The organism is Pseudomonas sp. 22082 (assembly GCF_052046055.1).
GTDB lineage: Bacteria > Pseudomonadota > Gammaproteobacteria > Pseudomonadales > Pseudomonadaceae > Aquipseudomonas > Aquipseudomonas pharyngis.
Map to the genome: position 1 here is coordinate 49384 of NZ_JBQEQB010000003.1, position 18949 is coordinate 68332.

Here is an 18949-nt window from a genome sequence, read left to right on the forward strand (position 1 = left end):
GTCAGCGGTCCCTGTGGAAATCACGTCGCGCAGGTTAAGGCGCCAGCCACAGCAACACATAATCGTTTTTATCGAAACGGCCGCTCAACGCAGGCTGCAACGCCCCGAGCGGCGTGCCTTGCAGCGCTCGATAGTCGCTGCGATCCATCATCAACCATGCCGGCCCCTTGAGTGCTTCGAGCGCTTGCGTGGTTTCGCTGAACTGCGGTTGCAGATCCTGATCGACGTTGACCATGAACTTGATGGCCTTGGCGTCCTTGCCCATGCCGTGCAACACCAGCGGCGCGGGTTGCGCGTGGATTCGCGCAAGCGCAGCCTGGCTGAAGGTTCGCGTGTCGTAGAGCAGCCCTTCCACCGGCTCGAACACCAGAACGTAGGCCGACCAGACCGCCAGCACAGCGCTGAACGCGAGGACTTCGGTTCGCCAGCGCGGTCGCCACAACCGTGACAAAGCGGCCAGTTGCAGCAATCCCAGCACGATCATTACCAGCGTCAGATCGGTCAACGACTCGGGAAACCGCCACTTCGCCACCCACAACAAGACGATCAACAATGCGGGAATCAACAACCACAATCCCTGCATGCCGACGCGCAGCCAGGCAAACACCCGGCCGTGCAGCACCTGAAACGGATACGCCGCAATGATCGCCGCCATGGGCAACATCGGCAGCAGGTAACGGGCCTTTTTCGCTTGGGGAATCGACAGCCCGAGCATCACGATCAAACCCGCAGCGGCGCAATACTGCACCAGTCGCAAGGCCGGGCCGCGTTGCCGGGGCTTGCTCAGCCATGCCGCCGCCAGCGCGAGCAGTGCCAGCGGATACGCCAGCGCGTAGTTGCCCAGGGAGCTGGTGAAGTAATACAGCGAACCGCTGACGCCTTCGCTGCCGTCCATGCGCCCCATGAACTGCATGCGGATCACGTCCTGCCGAAACGCCGGCCCGCCGCTGACCTCCGCCAGCCACAACAGCAGCCCCACACAAGCCGCCAGCAGCAGCGACGCCAGCACGCCGAAGGTCAACAAGCGTGACCATTGGCGATCCAGCAGGTAGTAACTGCAGAGCATGCCGGTCGGCACCACCAGCCCGATCGGCCCGCGAATACCGAACCCCAGCAGCAACAGAACGAACACCAGCGGCCAGCGCCGACCGGCAGCGAAATGGTCATGGGCATAACCGAGGTAGAACACCGAAAACGCCACGGCGGCGAGCATCAGGTCCTGCGACACCGCGCGGGTCTCGGTGATGAAGGTGCTGGTGAGCATCAGCAGCGCGATGCTGACCACCGCCCAACGCACGGATGAGGGCGCAAGCAAGCGATACATCAACGTCACGATCACCGCGCCGGCAGCCGCGCTCGGCAACCACGCCGTCAGGCTGTTGACCGTGCCGAACGGCAGCGACAACAGCCAGATGAACAAGGTCGAGAGCGCCGAATAATCGGCGTACGGCTCACCGTAAGTGGTGGGAAATACACTGGGCCCGTGCCGGAGCATTTCCTGCGCGAACAACACGAAGCGCGAGTCGAAACCGATGGGCGCCTGCCCGTACACGCCAGTGATGAACAGCAGAAACGCCAGCAGCCCTGCGATCAGGGACTGCCGGCGCAGGGCGGGGGTTAACCCCATCAAGCCACGTCCGAGGCGTGCGGCCACTGCTGCAAAGGAATCGGCAGGGAGCGCGATTCGCCACGGCCCATCGGGAAGTAATGGAAGCCGTTGCGGGCCAGGCGTTCGGCGTCGTACAAGTTGCGACCGTCGAAGATCACCGGGGCCTTGAGACGTTGTTGGATCAGGTCGAAATCCGGCGCCTTGAACTGCTGCCATTCGGTGCAGATGATCAGCGCATCGGAACCGGCGAGTACCGATTCCGGCGTACCCATCAGCATCAGTTTCGATTCGTCCGGGTACAGATGCTGGGTTTCCTGCATCGCTTCCGGATCGAACGCGCGCACATTGGCGCCGGCGGCCCACAGCGATTCGAGCAGGACCCGGCTCGGCGCGTCGCGCATGTCGTCGGTGTTGGGTTTGAAGGCCAGGCCCCAGACGGCGAAGGTCTTGCCGCGCAGTTCGCCCTTGTAGAACGCGTTGATGCGCTCGAACAATTTGTGTTTTTGCCGCTGGTTGATTGCTTCCACCGCTTGCAGCAGGTCGCTGGAGCAGTGCGCCTCTTCGGCGCTGTGGATCAGCGCGCGCATGTCTTTCGGGAAGCACGAACCGCCGTAGCCGCAACCGGGGTAGATGAAGTGATAGCCGATACGGCTGTCGGCGCCGATGCCCTGGCGCACCGACTCGATGTCCGCACCAAGGTGTTCGGCCAGTTCGGCGATCTGGTTGATGAAGCTGATCTTGGTCGCCAGCATGCAGTTGGCAGCGTACTTGGTCAGCTCGGCGCTGCGCAGGTCCATGAACATGATGCGGTCGTGGTTGCGGTTGAACGGCGAGTACAGGTCGCGCATCACGTCGCGCACTTCTTCGCGTTCGCAGCCGATGACGATCCGGTCGGGCCGGCGGCAATCGGCGACTGCCGAGCCTTCCTTGAGAAATTCCGGGTTGGAGACGATATCGAACTGCAGCAGGCGTCCGGCCTTGACCAGGGCTTTGTCCAGGTGCGTGCGCAGGGTGTCACCGGTGCCGACGGGTACGGTGGATTTTTCCACCAGAATCAGTGGCTGTTCACGGTGCCGGGCCACGGCGTCGCCCACCGACAGCACGTAACGCAGGTCGGCCGAACCGTCTTCTTTCGACGGAGTGCCAACGGCAATGAACGCGACCTTGCCGTGCTGTACCGCGAGTTTTTCATCGCAGGTGAATTGCAGGCGCCCGGCATCCAGGCCTTCGCGGACCAGACTGGCCAGGCCCGGCTCAAAGATGCTGACGTGACCCTGGCGCAGCAGCTCGACTTTTTTCTCGTCGATGTCCATGCACACCACGTCATGGCCGACCTCGGCCAGCACGGCGGCCTGCACCAGGCCGACATAACCGCTACCAAACACTGTGATTTTCATGGCGAACTCCTCAATTCGGGCGCACGGGCCGGACGAGTGTTGATGGTGATGACCCCGAGCATGACCAGCGCCACACCCAGTGATTTAGAGAAACTGAAGGATTCGTTGAACAGCGGCAGACTGGCCGCCAGCAGGTACACCAGCGCATAGCTGATGCTCAGCAGCGAATAGGCCCGGCCCAGCGGCAGATCGCGCAGGGCGGCGAGCCAGCAGAGCATCGACAGCGCATAGGCGAAGATCGCCGCGAGCACCACGGCCAGCGCGGTTGAATCGACGCTGGGCACGGACAGCCACTGATCCGGCCGGGGCAGGCGCGTCATGCTCCAGCGCATGCTCAATTGCGCCATGCTGACCAGCAGCACACTGGCGAGGGCGAAGACGATTCCACGACGCGAGTTCATGACTGTTGCCCCAACAAAGCCACGCCACCAATCACCAGCAACACGCCGAACCAGTGCTGAACGTCGACGGGCTCCTTGAATGCGAAGCGGGCGATCAGGGTGATGATCACGAAATTGAGGCTGAGCATCGGGTAGGCGATGCCGACCGGCAGGCGCTGCAACACCAGCAGCCACACCAGCAGACCGGCACCGAGGGCGAACAGCGCCAGCCACAGCCACGGCGAGCGCACTTTGCGCGACCACGACAGGCTCGCGCCGCGCCAGCGCTCGACGGCGAATTTCTGCGCGACCTGGCCCAGGCAGGTCAGCAGGCAGGCGAGCAACAGCAGCCACAGGCTCATGACGCCTCCTGCGGAAGAATCATGATCACCAGGTTGCCTTGCTCATAACGAACGCCGTCCTTGGGCAGTCTGTCGAGTTCGTCCAGTTCGTCTTGCCCCTTGACCCGCATCACCACGCCGACCGAACCGGTCTTGCGGGCTTCGCGCATCCACTGTTGCACCTGATCGGGGTCGACCCGTTGGTGAATGCCGTCAGGATAGGCAAGGCCATATTTCAATTCGCCTATCGTGTTGTACAGCGCCACCTGCGGGCGTTTGAGGCGCCAGGACAGGGCCGACGCGGCGCCCAGGTCGTTGCTCAACAGGTGAGTGGCGCTCGCCAGTTCCGTCTGGTGGGCGAGGACGAACTGGTCGGGCATCTTGTTCGCCACCACCGATTTGGGCAGCGCCGCCGGCAGCAGCGCGATCAGCAGCAGACTGCCCACCGCCGGCGCCGCCCAGCATTGCAATGGGCGGAACGCTTGCAGCAGGTTGCTGATGATCCAGCCGGTCAGGGCGATGAACACCAACACCAGACTGTGCAATTCGTGGTCGTACAGCGGACGCTTGAGCTGCACGTAAACCAGCCCGATCAGCGTGACGATGCCCAGCAACAGGTTCAGCAGGCCATTGAGGCCCAGAGCCCGGCCGTGCTCCAGACGCAAGCGATCGGCCAGCGCGTGGCCCAACAGCAAGGCCAGCGGCAGCAGGCACGGCAGGATGTAGGTCGGCAGCTTGCCGTTGCTCAGGCTGAAGAACAGCAGCGGCATCAGCAGCCACAGGCCGAGAAACGCGATGCCGGTGTCGCGGCGGGTCTGCCACGCCTGCTTCAGCGCCACCGGCAGCATCCCGACCCACGGCAGACTGAAGGCCACCAGCAGCGGCAGATAGAACCACCACGGCGCGTCATGCTGGGCGTCGTCACCGGCAAACCGACGAATGTGCTCATGCCAGAAGAAGAACCGCCAGTAATCCGGTTCCTGACCGTGCACCGCCAGCACCCACGGCAGGCTGACGATGATCGCCACCGCGATGGCCACCGGACCGTACAACAGCAATTCCTTCCAGCGCTTTTGCCAGAGCATCCACGGCAACGCGATCAGCACCGGCAACAGCCAGGCGAGAAACCCCTTGGTCATGAAGCCCATGCCGCAGGCCAGACCCAGCACCGCCCAGCCGGCGATCCGCTGACCATTGGAACGGCTGTCGAGGGCAAACCACAGCGCCACCAGACTCAGGTTGACCCAGAAGGTGAATTGCGGATCGAGGTTGGCGTAACCGGCCTGGCCGGCGACGATGACGAAACTCATGTAGAGCAGAGCGCAGACGAAGCTTTTGCGCGGGTCATTCCACAAACGGCGGGCGATGAGAAAACACAGCAGCACGCTCAGCCCGGTGCTCAGGGCCGAGGCAAACCGCACGCCGAACAGGTTCTGCCCGAACACGGCCTGCCCGAGGGCGATCATCCAGTAACCGGCTGCCGGTTTTTCGAAGTAACGCAGGTTCATGAAATGCGGCGATACCCAGTTGCCGCTCAGCAGCATTTCCTGGCTGATTTGCGCATAACGGGTTTCATCGGGAATCCACAAACCGTGGCTGCCCAACGGCAACAGATAGGCCAGCAGGAAAATCCCAAGCAACAGCGGCAATGCCCAGCGTTTGCTCATGCGCCTTGCACTCCCAGCCAGCCTTCACGGCCTTCGAGGGCTCCGCGGTGCACGCGGCCAACGGGCAAGGTGTTGAGAAACTCGGGCAGCAAATCGCCCAAGGGCTGAAAGTGGATATGTCGCTGGCGTGCGTCGGCCAGCAGTCGACGAAAGTCTTCGGCCATCAGAATCCCTTCTACTTCGGCGTGAATGGTGTAGACGTTGAGGTTTTCAGGGCGGAACCGGTCGAGGATGAAGGCGTTGAAATCCTTCGCTGTCACGCTCGGCCCTACCACTTCATCGAAGGTCGGCAGGTCCACCGGAATCTGCGGCGCACCGACCGAGCCATCGGCCAGCAACGGACGGAACACCCGCTGCCCACGGCAATCGCTGTTGTAGCGAAAGCCGAAGGCCTGCTTGGCTTCGATCACACGCTCGTCCGCGCGCCAACCGGCGGCGGCCGAGCACGTGACCTTTTCGCCAAGGATGTCGCCCAAAGTGTCGACGCCCTGACGGATCTGCTCGACCAGTTGCGCATCGCTCCAGCGCCCGGCATTGGCCTGCCAGCCATGGTGGTCCCAGGCGTGCAGGCCGACTTCGTGGCCGGCGGCCCGGGCCTGACGCATCAGGTGCCCGAGGTCGCGGCCGATCGGCTTGCCCGGCCAGGCGGTGCCGGCCAGCAGGATGTCCCAGCCGTACAGGCCGGCGGCGTTGGAACGCAGCATCTTCCACAGGAACTGCGGACGGATCAGGCGCCACAGATGCCGGCCCATGTTGTCCGGGCCGACACTGAAGAAAAACGTCGCCTTGATCTGCGCTTCATCGAGAATTTCCAGCAGACGCGGCACACCTTCACGGGTGCCGCGAAAGGTGTCGACATCGATGCGCAGGCCGGCCTGCATCAACGCTTGCTCTCGATTTCGGCCATGGCCTCACGCAGGAAGAAATCCAGCGTGTTGCCGATGGTCTCGCGCATTTCCACGGTCGGCGTCCAGTCCAGCAGACGCTTGGCGTTGGCGATGCTCGGTTTGCGGTGCTCGACGTCCTGGTAACCGGCGCCGTAGAACGCCTTGCTTTCCACGTCGCGGAAACCGGCGAACGGCGGGAAGTTGGAACGCAGCGGATGAGCCTCGAACTGACGCAGCAACTCTTCGCCCAACTGGCGGATGCTGGCCTCGTTGTCCGGGTTGCCGATGTTGATGATCTGGCCGTTGCAGACGTCGTTGTCGTTATCGATGATCCGCGCCAGCGCCTCGACGCCGTCGGCGATATCGGTGAAGCAGCGTTTCTGCTCGCCGCCGTCGAACAGGCGGATCGGCGTGCCTTCCACCAGATTGAGGATCAACTGGGTGATGGCGCGGGAGCTGCCGATGCGCGCCGAATCGAGGCGATCCAGCCGTGGGCCCATCCAGTTGAAGGGGCGGAACAGGGTGAAGTTCAGGCCTTTGGCACCGTAGGCCCAGATCACCCGGTCCAGCAGTTGCTTGGACACCGAGTAGATCCAGCGCTGTTTATTGATCGGGCCGACGATCAGGTTCGAGCTGTCCTCGTCGAAGTGCTTGTCCTGGCACATGCCATAGACTTCCGAGGTCGACGGGAAAATCACGCGCTTGTTGTACTTGACGCAGTAGCGCACCAGTTTCAGGTTTTCTTCGAAGTCGAGCTCGAACACCCGCAGCGGGTTGCGCGTGTATTCGATCGGCGTGGCGATGGCCACCAGCGGCAGCACAACGTCGCATTTCTTGATGTGGTACTCGATCCACTCCGAGTGAATGCTGATGTCACCTTCGACGAAGTGAAAACGCGGGTGGCTGCGCAGGCGGTCGATGGCGTCGGAGCCGATGTCCAGGCCATAGACTTCGTAGCGCTCGTCACGCAGCAGGCGCTCGGACAAATGGTTGCCGATGAAGCCATTGACGCCAAGGATCAGCACCCGTGTACGGCGCGGGCCACGGCCGGATTCGGCACCGCGCAGCAGCGAGCCGTCCACCAGACCCAGTTCATTGGCCAGTTGCGGGCCGTTCAGGTACAGGCCGTTGTCGTTGCGCTGGCCGGCGTTGATCACCAGCGAATCTTCACCGCAGGCGATGCGCAGCGGATCGACGCTGATGACCCGGCCCGGCGCCTGGCCTTCGTTGCCCTTGACCACGTCGGCGCTCCACACGATCAGCTTGTGCTCGCCCACGGCGCAAAAGGCGCCGGGGTAGGGCTGAGTCACGGCCCGCACCAGGTTGAACAGTTGCTCGGCCGGTTGCGCCCAGACCAGTTTGCCGTCCGCGGGGGTACGGCGACCGAACACGGTGGCTTTGGATTCGTCTTGAGGGGTCTCGGTGATCTTGCCCTGAAGCATCGCCGGCAGCGCGTCGCGCAGCAGGTTGCTGGCGGCCGTGCGCAGTTTGCCGTGCAGGCTCAGCGCGGTGTCGCTGCGTTCGATGGCTACACGTTGTTGGGCGAGGATGGCGCCGGCGTCGGCGCGTTTGACCATACGGTGCAGGGTGACACCGGTTTCGGTTTCGCCGTTGACCAGCACCCAGTTGGCCGGCGCGCGGCCACGGTAGCGCGGCAACAAGGAGCCGTGCAGGTTGAACGCGCCTTTTTTGGCCAGCGCCAGCAGCGGCTCGCTCAGCAGGTTGCGGTAGTAGAACGAGAAGATGTAATCCGGGTCGAGCTTGGCGATCCGCTCGATCCACAGCGGATGGTTGGCGTCTTCCGGTGCGTGAACCGCGATGCCTTTGTTGGCGCACAGTTGTGCAACAGAGGCGTAGAAGGTGTTCTCCTTCGGGTCATCGGCATGGGTAAATACCGCCGCAATGTCATAGCCACTGTCGAGCAGGGCTTGAATGCCGGCGCAGCCAATATCGTGGTAAGCGAAGACAACGGTTTTTGCGCTCATGAGAGAACCTGATCGGACGTGGAGTTGGAAGTGAGGCCGTCAACGGTGATGGCGGGGGCCGGCGTGGCGGGATGGCCGCGCAGGACTTTTTCAATGAAGAAACGTGGACGAGCGCGCACGTCGCTGTACATGCGGCCCAGGTATTCGCCGAGCAGGCCCATGCCGATGAACTGACCGCCGGTGAACACGAACAGCACGGCGAACAGTACGAACAGGCCGTCGCCGGCCCATCCGGCGCCAAAGGCCAAGCGCATGAAGATCAGCGCCGCCGCGAACAGCACGCCGAGCCCGGCCATGGCGAAGCCGACGATGCTCAGCAGGCGCAACGGCGTGGTGGTCATGCAGGTGATCAGGTCGAACATCAGGTTGATCAAACGCATCGGGCTGTATTTCGAATCACCGTGTTCGCGCTCGGCGTGGGCCACGGTGATTTCCGTGGTGTGGCGGGCGAAGCTGTTGGCGAGGATCGGAATGAACGTGCTGCGTTCGCGGCAGGCGAGCATCGCGTCGATGATGGTGCGGCGGTACGCGCGCAGCATGCAGCCGTAGTCGCTCATGGCGACGCCGGTGGAGCGCTGCACCGCGAGGTTGATGAGTTTCGACGGATAACGGCGTAGCGCCGAATCCTGACGGTTGCCGCGCACGGTGCCGACCACGTCAAAGCCCTTTTCGGCCTCGGCCACCAGTCGCGGGATTTCTTCCGGCGGGTTCTGCAGATCGGCGTCGAGGGTGATCACCACGTCGCCCTTGCACTGTTCGAAACCGGCCATGATCGCCGCGTGCTGGCCGTAGTTGCGGTTGAGGATGACGGCCACAAACGGGCTGTCATCGACCGAGGCAGCGTCCTCGAGCAGTTGCGCGGAGGCGTCGCGGCTGCCGTCGTCGACCAGCACGATTTCGTAATCATGACGCAGTTGCTTGCAGGCGGCTTCGGTGCGACGCAGCAGTTCCGGCAGGCTGTCTTCTTCGTTGTAGACCGGGATGACGATCGACACGCAATGAATCGGATAAGGTCTCACGGGCGTTTCCCCATCAGGTGTTCAATGGCCCCGACGACCCGGTCCAGATCCTGGTCGGTCATGTCGGGAAACAAGGGAATCGAGCACAGCCGCGCCGAGTTCCACTCGGTGTCGGGCAGGGACAGATGCGGCTCACGCTGGCGATACCAGGTGTGCAGGTGGGTGGCGATGAAGTGGATGCCGGTGCCGATGCCCTGATCCTGCAAACCCTTCATGAAGGCTTCGCGGTCCATGCCGCAGCGCTTGCTGTCGATACGCAGGATGAACAGGTGCCAGGCGTGCTGCTGGGCGTATTGCGGCACGGCCAGCGGTTGCACCGGCAGGCCTTCGAGTTTTTGCAGGTATTGCGTGGCCAGTTCGGTGCGACGGGCGTTGATCGCGTCCAGACGCTCAAGCTGCACCAGGGCAATCGCGGCGTTGATGTCGGCCAGGTTGTACTTGAAGCCTGGCTCCATGACCTGGGCCTGAGGCTTGCGGCCACCGGTCAGACGATCGTAGGCATCGACGCCCAGACCGTGGAATTTCAGCATGCGTACACGGCTGGCCAGCGCCTCGTCGTCGGTGACGAACATCGCGCCTTCGGCGCAGGTCATGTTCTTGATCGCGTGGAACGAAAAGATCGCGGTGCCTTGGGAGCCGACGTGACGACCCTTGTAGCGGGTGCCAGCGGCGTGGGCGGCGTCTTCGATCACGGCGATGCCATGCTTGTCGGCCAGCGCGTAGAGCGGGTCGAGATCAAACGCGGCGCCAGCGTAATGCACGGGAATGATTGCTTTGGTGCGCGGGGTGATGGCGGCTTCGATGCGCGCGGCGTCGGTCATCAGGGTGTCGCGGTCGACATCGACGAACACCGGCGTGGCGCCGAGCAGCGAGATCATGTTGGCGGTCGACACCCAGGTCTGCGACGGGGTGATGACTTCATCGCCGGGGCCGATTCCCAGCGCCAGTAACGTTACATGCATGGCACCGGTGGCCGAGGAAAGTGCCACGGCATGACGACTGCCGACGTACTGGGCAAACTGTTCTTCTAGGGCCTGGTTTTTCGGCCCGGTGGTGATCCAGCCGGAGCGCAGGACTTGCTCCACGGCGGCAATTTCTTCATCACCGATACTGGGGCGGGAGAAGGGGAGAAACGCCTGACTCATGCACACCTCATTGCAAAGAAAAAAGAAATAGATCCATTGAATGGTTGGATCCAATCAAAGCGTAGACGCGAAAAAATCCTTTGCATCAATAAGTTGCCAAGACGACATAACGTCGGGTTCGGTTGACTTTTCAGGCATTGCCCGGCAGCTTGGGCGGCGCCGGCACAGGACTCAGTGGAATTAAGGTTATGCCCGTTTTTGTGAAAGGAACATGAAAAACCGGTCGGCGAATCGTTTATCTGAAACCCATACAGCCACTGTTCAGACTTCTACCGTTTATCGCGGTTTTTAGTAGAAAAGTCCTACGGAAGTGTTCCCCTTATATTAAGAATGTTGCAGTTGTTAGTTGCTGTGTTGAACTGTTTTTACTCAAGGCCCGACGTTTGATTGACTTACCCGTTGCATCCCCCGACCCCCTGAAAACCAACCCGATGACCGTGTATCTGGCGCGTCTGGCTCCCTCCAGCCAACTCACCATGCGGTACGTTTTACAAGATGCCGCCGACCGTCTCGGTTTCGAAGACATGAACGTCGAAGAAATTCCCTGGCATGCGCTGCAACCGGAAGATGTGGTTGCATTAGTCGCTGCATTGCGCGCCGACAATTACGCACCGAATACTTCTTCGCTGTATGTAAACGCCATTCGCGGTGTAATGAATGAAGCCTGGCGCATGAGTCTTATCAGCCAGGAACATCTATTGAAGATGCGCTCGGTCAAAGGCATTGCCGGCACGCGACTGTCCCAGGGGCGCAATCTGAAGCGCACGCTGATTCAAGAATTGATGGAAGTCTGCGCGGCCGATCCGCGACCACAAGGTTTGCGCGATGCGGCGGTGATTGCGCTGTTGTACGGCACCGGCATGCGCAAGTCGGAGTCGGTGGATCTGGATCTCAATCAGGTCGATTTCAACGAGCGCAGTCTGTGCGTGACTGCCAAGGGCAATAAACAACTGATCAAATACGCGCCAGCCTGGGCGTTCGCCAAACTGAATGCCTGGCTGGAGTTTCGTCGTTCGGAACTCAAGGAAGGCGAGAGCGACGACGCGTTTCTGTTCAACCGCATTCGCCGTGGCAGCCACATCACCCGCGAGCGCATCACCAAGCACGCGATCTATTACATCGCCCGCCAGCGCGGCACCCAGGTCGGGGTGAAGATCATGCCTCATGATTTCCGCCGTTCGTTCATCACCCGAGTGATCGAGGAGCATGACCTGTCGATTGCCCAGAAGCTCGCCCACCACAGCAATATCCAGACGACCGCCAACTACGACGTGCGCGACGACAACGAGCGGCGCCGCGCGGTGGATCGCTTCGACCTGTAGTCAGGGCGTTGCAAAGACGTGGGCCGACCCCAGAATGGACAATTGCACGGCGCTGCCGGCCGGTGGCGCGTGCATGCCGGAGCTGCGCACCAGCAGTGAGCGACCGGGGCTGGCTTGCGTGCGCAGCTCCACCGTCAGGGTGCAGACGTTGCCGCCAAAGTCCCGATCCGTCACCACTGCGTGGCAGCCCTGAAGGTCGGCGGGAATGTCCGACAGTTGCAGTTGCTCGGGCCGCAGCATGATCTGCGCGGCGCCGGAAAACCCGTTGCTGTTGATCATCACCCGGCCCAGGTCGCAGTGCGCCCAGCCGGCTTCGATCCGGGCGGGCATGACCACGGCTTCGCCGAGAAAATGCGCAGTTTGCTCATCGTTGGGGTAGCGGTAGAGGTCCATCGGATGGCCCGACTGCACCAGACGCCCGTCACGCATGACCGCCAACTGATCGGCGAACGACAGCGCTTCGCCCTGATCGTGGGTCACCAGAATCGTGGTCACGCCGGCATCCTCCAGCAGGCGCGCGACCATTTTGCGCATGGCGCCGCGCAGGCCGGTGTCGAGGGCGGAAAAGGGTTCGTCGAGCAGCATCAGGCGTGGACGTTGGGCCAGTGCCCGGGCGAGGGACACCCGCTGCTGTTGGCCGCCGGACAACTCGTGGGGCCAGCGTGTGGCCATGTCGGCGTTCAGGGCGACGTTGTCCATCAGCGCCTGAATACGTTCGGCTCTGGCGCTGCCGGTTTCTGCCAAGCCGAAACCGATGTTGTCGGCCACGGTCATGTGCGGGAACAGCGCGCCGTCCTGCGGCACGTAACCGATCTGCCGCTGATACGCGGGCACGGCGTGGGTGCTGTCGACCAGGGTCTGGCCGTTGAGCGTCAGGCTGCCGGCGTCGGGGAATTCGAACCCGGCGATCATCCGCAACAGGGTGGTCTTGCCGGAGCCCGAAGGGCCGACGATTACCGTGCGGCTGCCGGTCGGGACGGACAGGTTGATGGAGTCCAGCGCCGTCTGTGCGCCGAAGGATTTGCTGAGATTGATGATGTCGAGAGCGTTCATCGGCCGGCACTGCGCCTGGATTGGTGATAGAGGATGGCCGTGAGCGGCAGCGACAGCAGCACCATCAGCAGTGCGTAAGGCGCTGCGGCGGCGTAGTCGATTTCGCTGGTCATGGCCCAGAAACCGGTGGCCAGGGTGCGCGTGCCGTTGGGCGCGAGCAGCAGGGTCGCGGTCAGTTCATTGGTGATCGCCAGAAACACCAGCGCTGCGCCCGCCGCCGCACCGGGTGCAGCGAGGCGCAAGGTAATCAGCCACAGGGCGCGCAACGGTGAGCGACCAAGGCTTTGTGCGATGTTTTCAAGCTCCACCGGGGCCTGGGCAAACCCGGCACGCAGGCTGACCAGCGCCCGGGGCAGAAACATCAGCAGGTAGGCCAGCAGCACAGTAATGGTGGTCTGGTAGATCGGTCGGGCGAAATGGATGGTCACGGTGACCAGCGCCAGCGCCACGACAATTCCAGGTAATGCGCTGGTGATGTAATTGCAGCCCTCAAGCAGGCGTTGCAGCTTGCCGGGCGCCCGGATCGACAGCCATGCAATCGGGATTGCCGCCAGACTGGTCAACAGCGCGCCGGCCACGCCGAATGACAGGGTCTGAAGCAATGCCGGCAGTAATTCTTCGCCTTGCCAGACTTCGGCACCGCCGGCGATCAGCCATTTGCCCAACGTCAGCATCGGCACACCGAGGGCCAGCAGGCAGGTCACGCCTTGCAGGCACAATCCAAGCGCGGCAGTGCGTCGTTGCAGGCGCACGGTGCGTTGTTCGCGAGCGCTACCGGAGCCGACGCGGGCGTATCGCGCATGACCATGGGCGCCGGATTCCACCACCAGCATCGCCAGGCAGCACAACGCCAGAACGCTGGCGAGCATGTTGGCGGCCGGGCCGTTAAAGGTCGATTTGAACTGGTCGAAGATCGCCGTGGTGAAGGTGTCGAAACGGATCATTGCGTACAGGCCATATTCGGCCAGCAAGTGCAGGCCGACCAGCAACGCACCGCCACAGATCGCCAACCGTAATTGCGGCAGCACCACCCGGAAGAACACGGCCCACGGTTTCAGGCCGAGGGATTCGGCCACGTCTTCAATCGCCGGATCGAGACGACGCAACGTCGCGGCAATCGGCAGATAGAGAAACGGGAAATAGGCGATCACCGACACCAGCACCCCGGCCGGTAATCCATTGATCGACGGAATCAGGCTGACCCACGCGTAGCTGTGCACGAACGCCGGCACCGCCAGCGGCGCAACCGCCAGCAATGACCACAGCCGTCGCCCCGGCAGGTCGGTGCGTTCGGTCAACCACGCCAGCGTGGTGCCGAGCACGATGCAGATCGGCAGCGTGATCAGTACCAGCAACACAGTGTTGATCAGCAACTCGGCGACCCGCGGACGGAAGATCAAGGCTTCGATGGTCGCCCAGCCGGTGTACCACGACACGCCGACCACAAAACCGATCGGCAGCAGCGACAACAGCGACACCGCGATGGCCAGCACGACCACCCACGGACTTCCGCGCCCATTGAGGGCGCGGGTCCGGCGTGACAAATGGGCGGAGGGCGCCGCAGCGATCTCCGCAGGCAGCGTTTCAGGCATCAATTACAGCAGTCCTGCCTGGGTCATCAGTTCGACGGCTTTCTTGCTGTCGAGCTTCGATGCATCGACTTTCGGCGCGTCCAGGTCCTTCAACGGCACCAGTTTTGGGTTGGAAGCAGTGTCCTTGCCCACGGCGTATTCAAAGGAATTGCCGGTGCGCAGCACTTCCTGGCCTTGTTTGCCGGTGATGTACTGGAGAAATTTCTGCGCCTCCTCCTGGTGTTTGCTGGAAGCCAGCACGCCGCCGCCGGAAATGCTCACGAACGCGCCCGGGTCCTGATGCTTGAAGTAGTGCAGGGCAGTGTTCTTGCTGTTTTCGCCGGTCTTGGCCTGATCGACGAACGCGTAATAGTGATAGATCACGCCGCTGTCGACTTGCCCGGCATTCACCGCTTTGAGCACCGAGCTGTTGCCACGATAGGCGGTGAAGTTGGCTTTCATGCCCTTGAGCCATTCGAGGGTGGCGGCTTCGCCTTTCTGTTCCAGCACGGCGGCGACGATGGCCTGGAAATCCGCACCGGCAGGCGACGCGGCCCAGCGACCTTTCCAGGCCGGGGTCGCGAGGTCCATCAGGGATTTGGGCAGGTCCTTTTCCGGCAGTTTGGCCGGGTTATAGACGAACACCGTGGAGCGCGCGGCGATACCGACCCATTGGCCGTGGGCCGGGCGATAAGCCGCATCGACTTGCTCAAGGGTTGCCGGAGCCACCGGCGCGAACAGCTTGGCGTTGTCCACCAGCACCATGGCCGGGGAGTTTTCCGTCAGGAATACGTCGGCAGGAGAAGACGCGCCTTCCTGGACAATCTGGTTGCCCATTTCCGTGTCGTCGCCGTTGCGCACGGTGACCGGGATCCCGGTTTCCTCGGTGAAGCCGGCGACCCATGCCTTGGTCAGGGTTTCGTGCTGGGCGTTGTAGACCACAAGGCCGACGGAGTCGGCGGCAAACACCTGACCGGCCGCGAGCAGCGCAGTCGCCAGCGCGGCCTGTTTCAGAAAGGACGGAAGGGATGGACTCATGGCGGGGGCAGCTCCTGTTTTTAGACGTTATGGGCAAGCATTCGCGGGAGTTTCAATGCGAATGATTTGCATATGTTGGCTGGCTGGCAATGTAGAGAGGCAAATGAGAAAAAAACGTCAAAACAACCGTTAATACATGTCATTGCCATTCAGGTTAGCAGTCACTTGGCGGGGACGCCGGGAGGACCCGGCGCCGTCTTTCAGGAGCCTTGGGGCAGGTAGGCGACGCTTTGATCCTCGCGACCGTGGAACAGCTGTTCGCCGCGGGTGGGCGTGGTGGTAATGACCTGATGATCGCGGCTGAGGTGACTCAGCGGAACGGGATCGCCGGTGCGGTACTGGGCGATAAAGAGGGTCCGTTGCGGATCCCAGTGCTGGCCGCTGGTGCGTTCCAGCCAGGCGAACATGGCTGCGGCATCGCCGTCGCGCGGGAAATCCCGGCTCTGCGGCACGTAGTAAAACGGCGCACCGCCGGTCTGCAGGTACATCGGCACTTTATTGTCGACCTCGACCATGACCAGATGCCATTGACTCAAGGGAGCGCGTTGGCTGGCTTGCAGGCGCACGGTTTCGCCGAAACGGATTGCACCGCCTCCGCTGTTGGTCCACGGGTAAAGCACACCGAGTATGCCGAGCAGCAGGACAGTGGCCACGCCGAAACCGATTTTCAAACCACGTCCGCCGAACGGGCCTGCGGCATTTCGAGCCGCCAGACGCCGGGTGATCCACCACGCCCCGAGCAGTTGCGCGAACGGCACCAGTGGCAGCACGTAATAACTGCGTCGGCTGCCGCTGGCCGTGAAGAACAGCATTAATAACCCCAGGCCCTGAATCAGCCAGCGGGTGTCCGGTTCGATGTGTTTCCAGTTACGCGCCGCGACCCACAGGGCAATGATCCAGCACGGTGCCCAGGGCAGGGTGTAGATCGGCAGGTACAGCAAATAGGTGTAGATCGGGCCAATGTTGTCGAATGGCTGGAAAAACCGCACGACGTTTTCCCGCAAGACCAGCCCGAGGCCGCTTTCCCCGTAATTTGGCGCGCCGTAGAAGTGGGACAGCAGGAACGGCGTCATGTAGAACGCCCCGGCAATCACCAGCGCTGCCAGCAGACGTAGATTGAGATGACGCTTCCAGCGGCCTTCATGCAACAGGTGCGGCAGCAGCACCAGCCCGGGCAGGATGAAACCGATCAGGCCTTTGAACAACGACGTCAGGGACAGCAGGACGCAGAACACCAGATAGCGCGAAAACCGCGTATCGTCCGGCCCGCGCCAGTACCACCAGACCGCCGCCAGCACACCGCAGACCGTCAGGATGTCGGCAGTGGCGACCCGCGCCCAGAACACGAAGTAGAAGGTGGTCGCCAGCATCCACCCGGCGATCAGCCCCGTGCCTTTGCGAAACAACTGCTCGCCCAGTTGATACACCATCCACACGCTTAACCACGCGGACACCACCGAAGGCAGGCGCAGCGACCAGTGATCGAGACTGCCGGTCAGCCAGGCGGTCGCGGTGATCAGCCAGTACGACAAAAGCGGCTTGTCGTAGTAGGGATCACCCTTGAGGTACGGGTCGAAGTAATCACCGCTTTGCAACATCTGCAACGCGATGTTCGCCCAGCGGGTTTCCGCGCCCCACAGTTCGCGACTGCCCAGGCCGAGCAGCAACATCAGGGCGCTGGCCGCCAGCAGGAGCAACAGGGCGGCGCGGTCGTTGTTGCTCACCGTCATGGCTGTTTCTGCGCAAAGATGAAAATGTGCAGATTGCCGCGCCGATAATGCTTGCCGTCCACGGGCAGCAATTCGACTTCCTGTTCTTCCTGCGTACTGTTGACGCGCAAGACCACACCGACGGCGCCTTTTTTCCGCGCGTCAGTCATCCACTGGCCGACGCTGTCCAGGGTGACTTTGCGTGCCGCCATGGCCGGGTCTTCGAGGCCGTATTTCAATTCGCCGATGGTATTGAACAGATCCACCTGCGGACGCTTCAGGCGCCACGCCAGCGCCGAGGCCGCGCCCAGGTCGTTGCTCAGCAGGGACGCGGTTTCACTCAGTTCCCGTTGATGCTCGGCAATGAACTGATCGGGCATCTTGCTGTTGACGATCTGCGCCGGCATGGCTGCAGGCAGCAACGCCACGAGCAGGCCGATGCCCAGCGCCGGCATTGCCCACAATGTCAGTGGCCGCAGCACTTGCAAGGCGTTGGCGATGATCCAGCCCACCAGCACGATATAAGCCAGCGACAGGCTGAACATCTCGGTGTTTTCGTAGATTTCCTTCGTGGCCTGAAGATAGAGCAGGGCCACCAGCGCAGCACTGGCGAGCACCGTGTTGATCACACCGTTCAGACGCAAGAGCCGGCCATTGCGTTGATCCAGCCACTTGACCACGGTCTGCCCCATCAACAGCGCGACGGGAAGCAGGCACGGCATGATGTACGTAGGAAGTTTGCCGCTGCTGAGGCTGAAAAATGCCAGTGGCAGCAGGAACCACAGTGCCAGGTACGCGGTTTTTACCTCACGCTTTTCGCGCCACATGCGCAGCAGGGTCGAAGGCAGAAGCAGCGCCCAGGGCAGGGTCGAGGCAAACAGCAAGGGCAGGTAGAACCACCACGGGCGGGCATGTTGCGCGTCGTCACCGGCGGCGAAACGACGGATGTGTTCGTGCCAGAAGAAGAACCGCCAGAAGTCCGGTTCCCGGTAATGGACCGCCAATACCCACGGCAGGCTGACGAGGGCGCAGACCACCACAGCGATCAGTCCGTAACGCACCAGCTCACCGAACCGCCGTTGCCAGACCATGTAGGGCAGGGCGATCAGCACCGGCAACAGCAGGGCCAGGAACCCTTTGGTCATCAGACCCATGCCGCACGCAACACCCAGCAGTGCCCAGCCACCCAGGCGAGCGCGGGGCGTACGGCTGTCGATGGCAAACCACGCAGCCACCATGCTCAGGTTGACCCACAAGGTGAATTGCGGATCGAGGTTGGCATAGCCGGCCTGACCTGCGATCAGCCCGAAACTCATGTACAGCAGGGCGCTCGCGACGCTTATACGCGGGTTGTTCCAGAGTCGACGGGCCAGCAGGTAGGTCAGCCAGACACTCACTCCGGTACTCAGCGCCGAAGCAATGCGTACGCCGAACAGGTTGTCACCGAAAATCGCCTGGCCGATGGCAATCATCCAGTAGCCGGCAATCGGCTTCTCGAAATAACGGATGCCCATGAAGTGCGGGGCGACCCAATTACCGCTCAGCTGCATTTCCTGGCTGATCTGGCCGTAGCGGGTTTCATCGGGGATCCACAGGCCGTGGCTCATCAATGGCAGCAGGTAAAACATTACGAACGCCAGAATGAGGCCGGGGACGGCCCAGCGTTCGACCGCAGTCGTCGAAGGGAAAAGGGCAGTGTGTCGCAGCGGGTTGTTTTCAGACGTCATGACAAAGCCTTGGTACCGTACGAAGTTCTGATGTCGATGACCTGCCCGGCGTGTTCCTGAGCGGGCGAGTCATCATGTTGAATGAATGCAGGTGTCGGG

Annotated in this window: 15 protein-coding genes; 1 reads left to right on the forward strand and 14 read right to left on the reverse strand. The window is 62.2% G+C overall.

Translation table 11 applies throughout. The features are described 5' to 3' along the window. Positions 1 to 34: 34 nt before the first annotated feature. From ACTJK9_RS04560 to arnB, 9 genes are read right to left on the reverse strand one after another with little or no spacing between them, the layout of a single operon-like run. The gene (locus tag ACTJK9_RS04560) at positions 35 to 1627 is read right to left on the reverse strand and encodes an ArnT family glycosyltransferase (protein WP_440812465.1); all 1593 of its coding nucleotides are present in this window, start codon (positions 1625 to 1627) and stop codon (positions 35 to 37) included. Then, positions 1627 to 3006 carry a UDP-glucose dehydrogenase family protein gene (locus ACTJK9_RS04565; protein WP_064596803.1) on the reverse strand — a complete coding sequence of 460 codons (1380 nt, stop codon included), beginning with the start codon at positions 3004 to 3006 and terminating at the stop codon, positions 1627 to 1629. The genes ACTJK9_RS04560 and ACTJK9_RS04565 overlap by 1 nt, the downstream gene beginning before the upstream one ends. Beyond that, positions 3003 to 3407: a 4-amino-4-deoxy-L-arabinose-phosphoundecaprenol flippase subunit ArnF gene (arnF, locus tag ACTJK9_RS04570; protein ID WP_440812468.1), complete on the reverse strand. Its 405-nt coding sequence runs from the start codon at positions 3405 to 3407 to the stop codon at positions 3003 to 3005. Before arnF ends, ACTJK9_RS04565 begins: the two co-directional genes overlap by 4 nt. Beyond that, positions 3404 to 3748: a 4-amino-4-deoxy-L-arabinose-phosphoundecaprenol flippase subunit ArnE gene (gene arnE / locus ACTJK9_RS04575; RefSeq protein WP_440812470.1), complete on the reverse strand. Its 345-nt coding sequence runs from the start codon at positions 3746 to 3748 to the stop codon at positions 3404 to 3406. Before arnE ends, arnF begins: the two co-directional genes overlap by 4 nt. Further along, the gene (gene arnT, locus ACTJK9_RS04580) at positions 3745 to 5394 is read right to left on the reverse strand and encodes a lipid IV(A) 4-amino-4-deoxy-L-arabinosyltransferase (protein WP_440812473.1); all 1650 of its coding nucleotides are present in this window, start codon (positions 5392 to 5394) and stop codon (positions 3745 to 3747) included. Before arnT (ACTJK9_RS04580) ends, arnE begins: the two co-directional genes overlap by 4 nt. Further along, positions 5391 to 6275: a 4-deoxy-4-formamido-L-arabinose-phosphoundecaprenol deformylase gene (gene arnD, locus ACTJK9_RS04585; protein ID WP_440812476.1), complete on the reverse strand. Its 885-nt coding sequence runs from the start codon at positions 6273 to 6275 to the stop codon at positions 5391 to 5393. Before arnD ends, arnT (ACTJK9_RS04580) begins: the two co-directional genes overlap by 4 nt. After that, positions 6275 to 8266: a bifunctional UDP-4-amino-4-deoxy-L-arabinose formyltransferase/UDP-glucuronic acid oxidase ArnA gene (gene arnA, locus ACTJK9_RS04590; RefSeq protein ID WP_440812479.1), complete on the reverse strand. Its 1992-nt coding sequence runs from the start codon at positions 8264 to 8266 to the stop codon at positions 6275 to 6277. Before arnA ends, arnD begins: the two co-directional genes overlap by 1 nt. Further along, positions 8263 to 9285: an undecaprenyl-phosphate 4-deoxy-4-formamido-L-arabinose transferase gene (gene arnC / locus ACTJK9_RS04595; RefSeq protein WP_085610355.1), complete on the reverse strand. Its 1023-nt coding sequence runs from the start codon at positions 9283 to 9285 to the stop codon at positions 8263 to 8265. Before arnC ends, arnA begins: the two co-directional genes overlap by 4 nt. Continuing rightward, complete coding sequence (arnB, locus tag ACTJK9_RS04600; RefSeq protein ID WP_440812482.1) at positions 9282 to 10430, reverse strand: UDP-4-amino-4-deoxy-L-arabinose aminotransferase; 1149 nt, start codon at positions 10428 to 10430, stop codon at positions 9282 to 9284. The genes arnC and arnB overlap by 4 nt, the downstream gene beginning before the upstream one ends. Before the next feature lie 431 nt (positions 10431 to 10861). Between arnB and ACTJK9_RS04605 the strand changes: the two genes are divergently transcribed. Next, the gene (locus tag ACTJK9_RS04605; protein ID WP_085610353.1) at positions 10862 to 11752 is read left to right on the forward strand and encodes a site-specific integrase; all 891 of its coding nucleotides are present in this window, start codon (positions 10862 to 10864) and stop codon (positions 11750 to 11752) included. Here the strand turns inward: ACTJK9_RS04605 and ACTJK9_RS04610 are convergent, their stop codons facing one another. The 5 genes from ACTJK9_RS04610 to arnT (ACTJK9_RS04630) form a co-directional block, all read right to left on the reverse strand. After that, positions 11753 to 12805 (reverse strand): ABC transporter ATP-binding protein, encoded by a 1053-nt coding sequence (locus tag ACTJK9_RS04610; protein WP_440812484.1) that lies wholly within the window; start codon positions 12803 to 12805, stop codon positions 11753 to 11755. It abuts the gene before it with no gap. Next, complete coding sequence (locus tag ACTJK9_RS04615) at positions 12802 to 14397, reverse strand: ABC transporter permease (RefSeq protein ID WP_440812487.1); 1596 nt, start codon at positions 14395 to 14397, stop codon at positions 12802 to 12804. The genes ACTJK9_RS04610 and ACTJK9_RS04615 overlap by 4 nt, the downstream gene beginning before the upstream one ends. A 3-nt stretch (positions 14398 to 14400) precedes the next feature. Further along, entirely contained in the window at positions 14401 to 15414 is a 1014-nt protein-coding gene (locus ACTJK9_RS04620) for an iron ABC transporter substrate-binding protein (RefSeq protein ID WP_085610351.1), read from the reverse strand. Between the two features lie 200 nt (positions 15415 to 15614). Next, on the reverse strand, positions 15615 to 17144 hold the full coding sequence (locus tag ACTJK9_RS04625) for an ArnT family glycosyltransferase (protein WP_440812490.1): 1530 nt from the start codon (positions 17142 to 17144) through the stop codon (positions 15615 to 15617). Beyond that, positions 17141 to 18850, reverse strand: a complete 1710-nt coding sequence (gene arnT, locus ACTJK9_RS04630) for a lipid IV(A) 4-amino-4-deoxy-L-arabinosyltransferase (protein WP_440812493.1) — start codon at positions 18848 to 18850, stop codon at positions 17141 to 17143. The genes ACTJK9_RS04625 and arnT (ACTJK9_RS04630) overlap by 4 nt, the downstream gene beginning before the upstream one ends. Positions 18851 to 18949: the final 99 nt, after the last annotated feature.

Excerpts from the sequence above, each read along its gene's own strand:
- ACTJK9_RS04610 (WP_440812484.1), bottom strand. The coding sequence starts at position 12,805 with ATGAACGCTCTCGACATCATCAATCTCAGCAAATCCTTCGGCGCACAG.
- arnD (WP_440812476.1), bottom strand. The coding sequence starts at position 6,275 with ATGCAGGCCGGCCTGCGCATCGATGTCGACACCTTTCGCGGCACCCGT.
- ACTJK9_RS04565 (WP_064596803.1), bottom strand. The coding sequence starts at position 3,006 with ATGAAAATCACAGTGTTTGGTAGCGGTTATGTCGGCCTGGTGCAGGCC.
- ACTJK9_RS04620 (WP_085610351.1), bottom strand. The coding sequence starts at position 15,414 with ATGAGTCCATCCCTTCCGTCCTTTCTGAAACAGGCCGCGCTGGCGACT.
- ACTJK9_RS04605 (WP_085610353.1), top strand. The coding sequence starts at position 10,862 with ATGACCGTGTATCTGGCGCGTCTGGCTCCCTCCAGCCAACTCACCATG.
- ACTJK9_RS04560 (WP_440812465.1), bottom strand. The coding sequence starts at position 1,627 with ATGGGGTTAACCCCCGCCCTGCGCCGGCAGTCCCTGATCGCAGGGCTG.
- arnF (WP_440812468.1), bottom strand. The coding sequence starts at position 3,407 with ATGAACTCGCGTCGTGGAATCGTCTTCGCCCTCGCCAGTGTGCTGCTG.
- ACTJK9_RS04615 (WP_440812487.1), bottom strand. The coding sequence starts at position 14,397 with ATGCCTGAAACGCTGCCTGCGGAGATCGCTGCGGCGCCCTCCGCCCAT.
- ACTJK9_RS04625 (WP_440812490.1), bottom strand. The coding sequence starts at position 17,144 with ATGACGGTGAGCAACAACGACCGCGCCGCCCTGTTGCTCCTGCTGGCG.
- arnE (WP_440812470.1), bottom strand. The coding sequence starts at position 3,748 with ATGAGCCTGTGGCTGCTGTTGCTCGCCTGCCTGCTGACCTGCCTGGGC.
- arnB (WP_440812482.1), bottom strand. The coding sequence starts at position 10,430 with ATGAGTCAGGCGTTTCTCCCCTTCTCCCGCCCCAGTATCGGTGATGAA.
- arnA (WP_440812479.1), bottom strand. The coding sequence starts at position 8,266 with ATGAGCGCAAAAACCGTTGTCTTCGCTTACCACGATATTGGCTGCGCC.
- arnT (WP_440812493.1), bottom strand. The coding sequence starts at position 18,850 with ATGACGTCTGAAAACAACCCGCTGCGACACACTGCCCTTTTCCCTTCG.
- arnT (WP_440812473.1), bottom strand. The coding sequence starts at position 5,394 with ATGAGCAAACGCTGGGCATTGCCGCTGTTGCTTGGGATTTTCCTGCTG.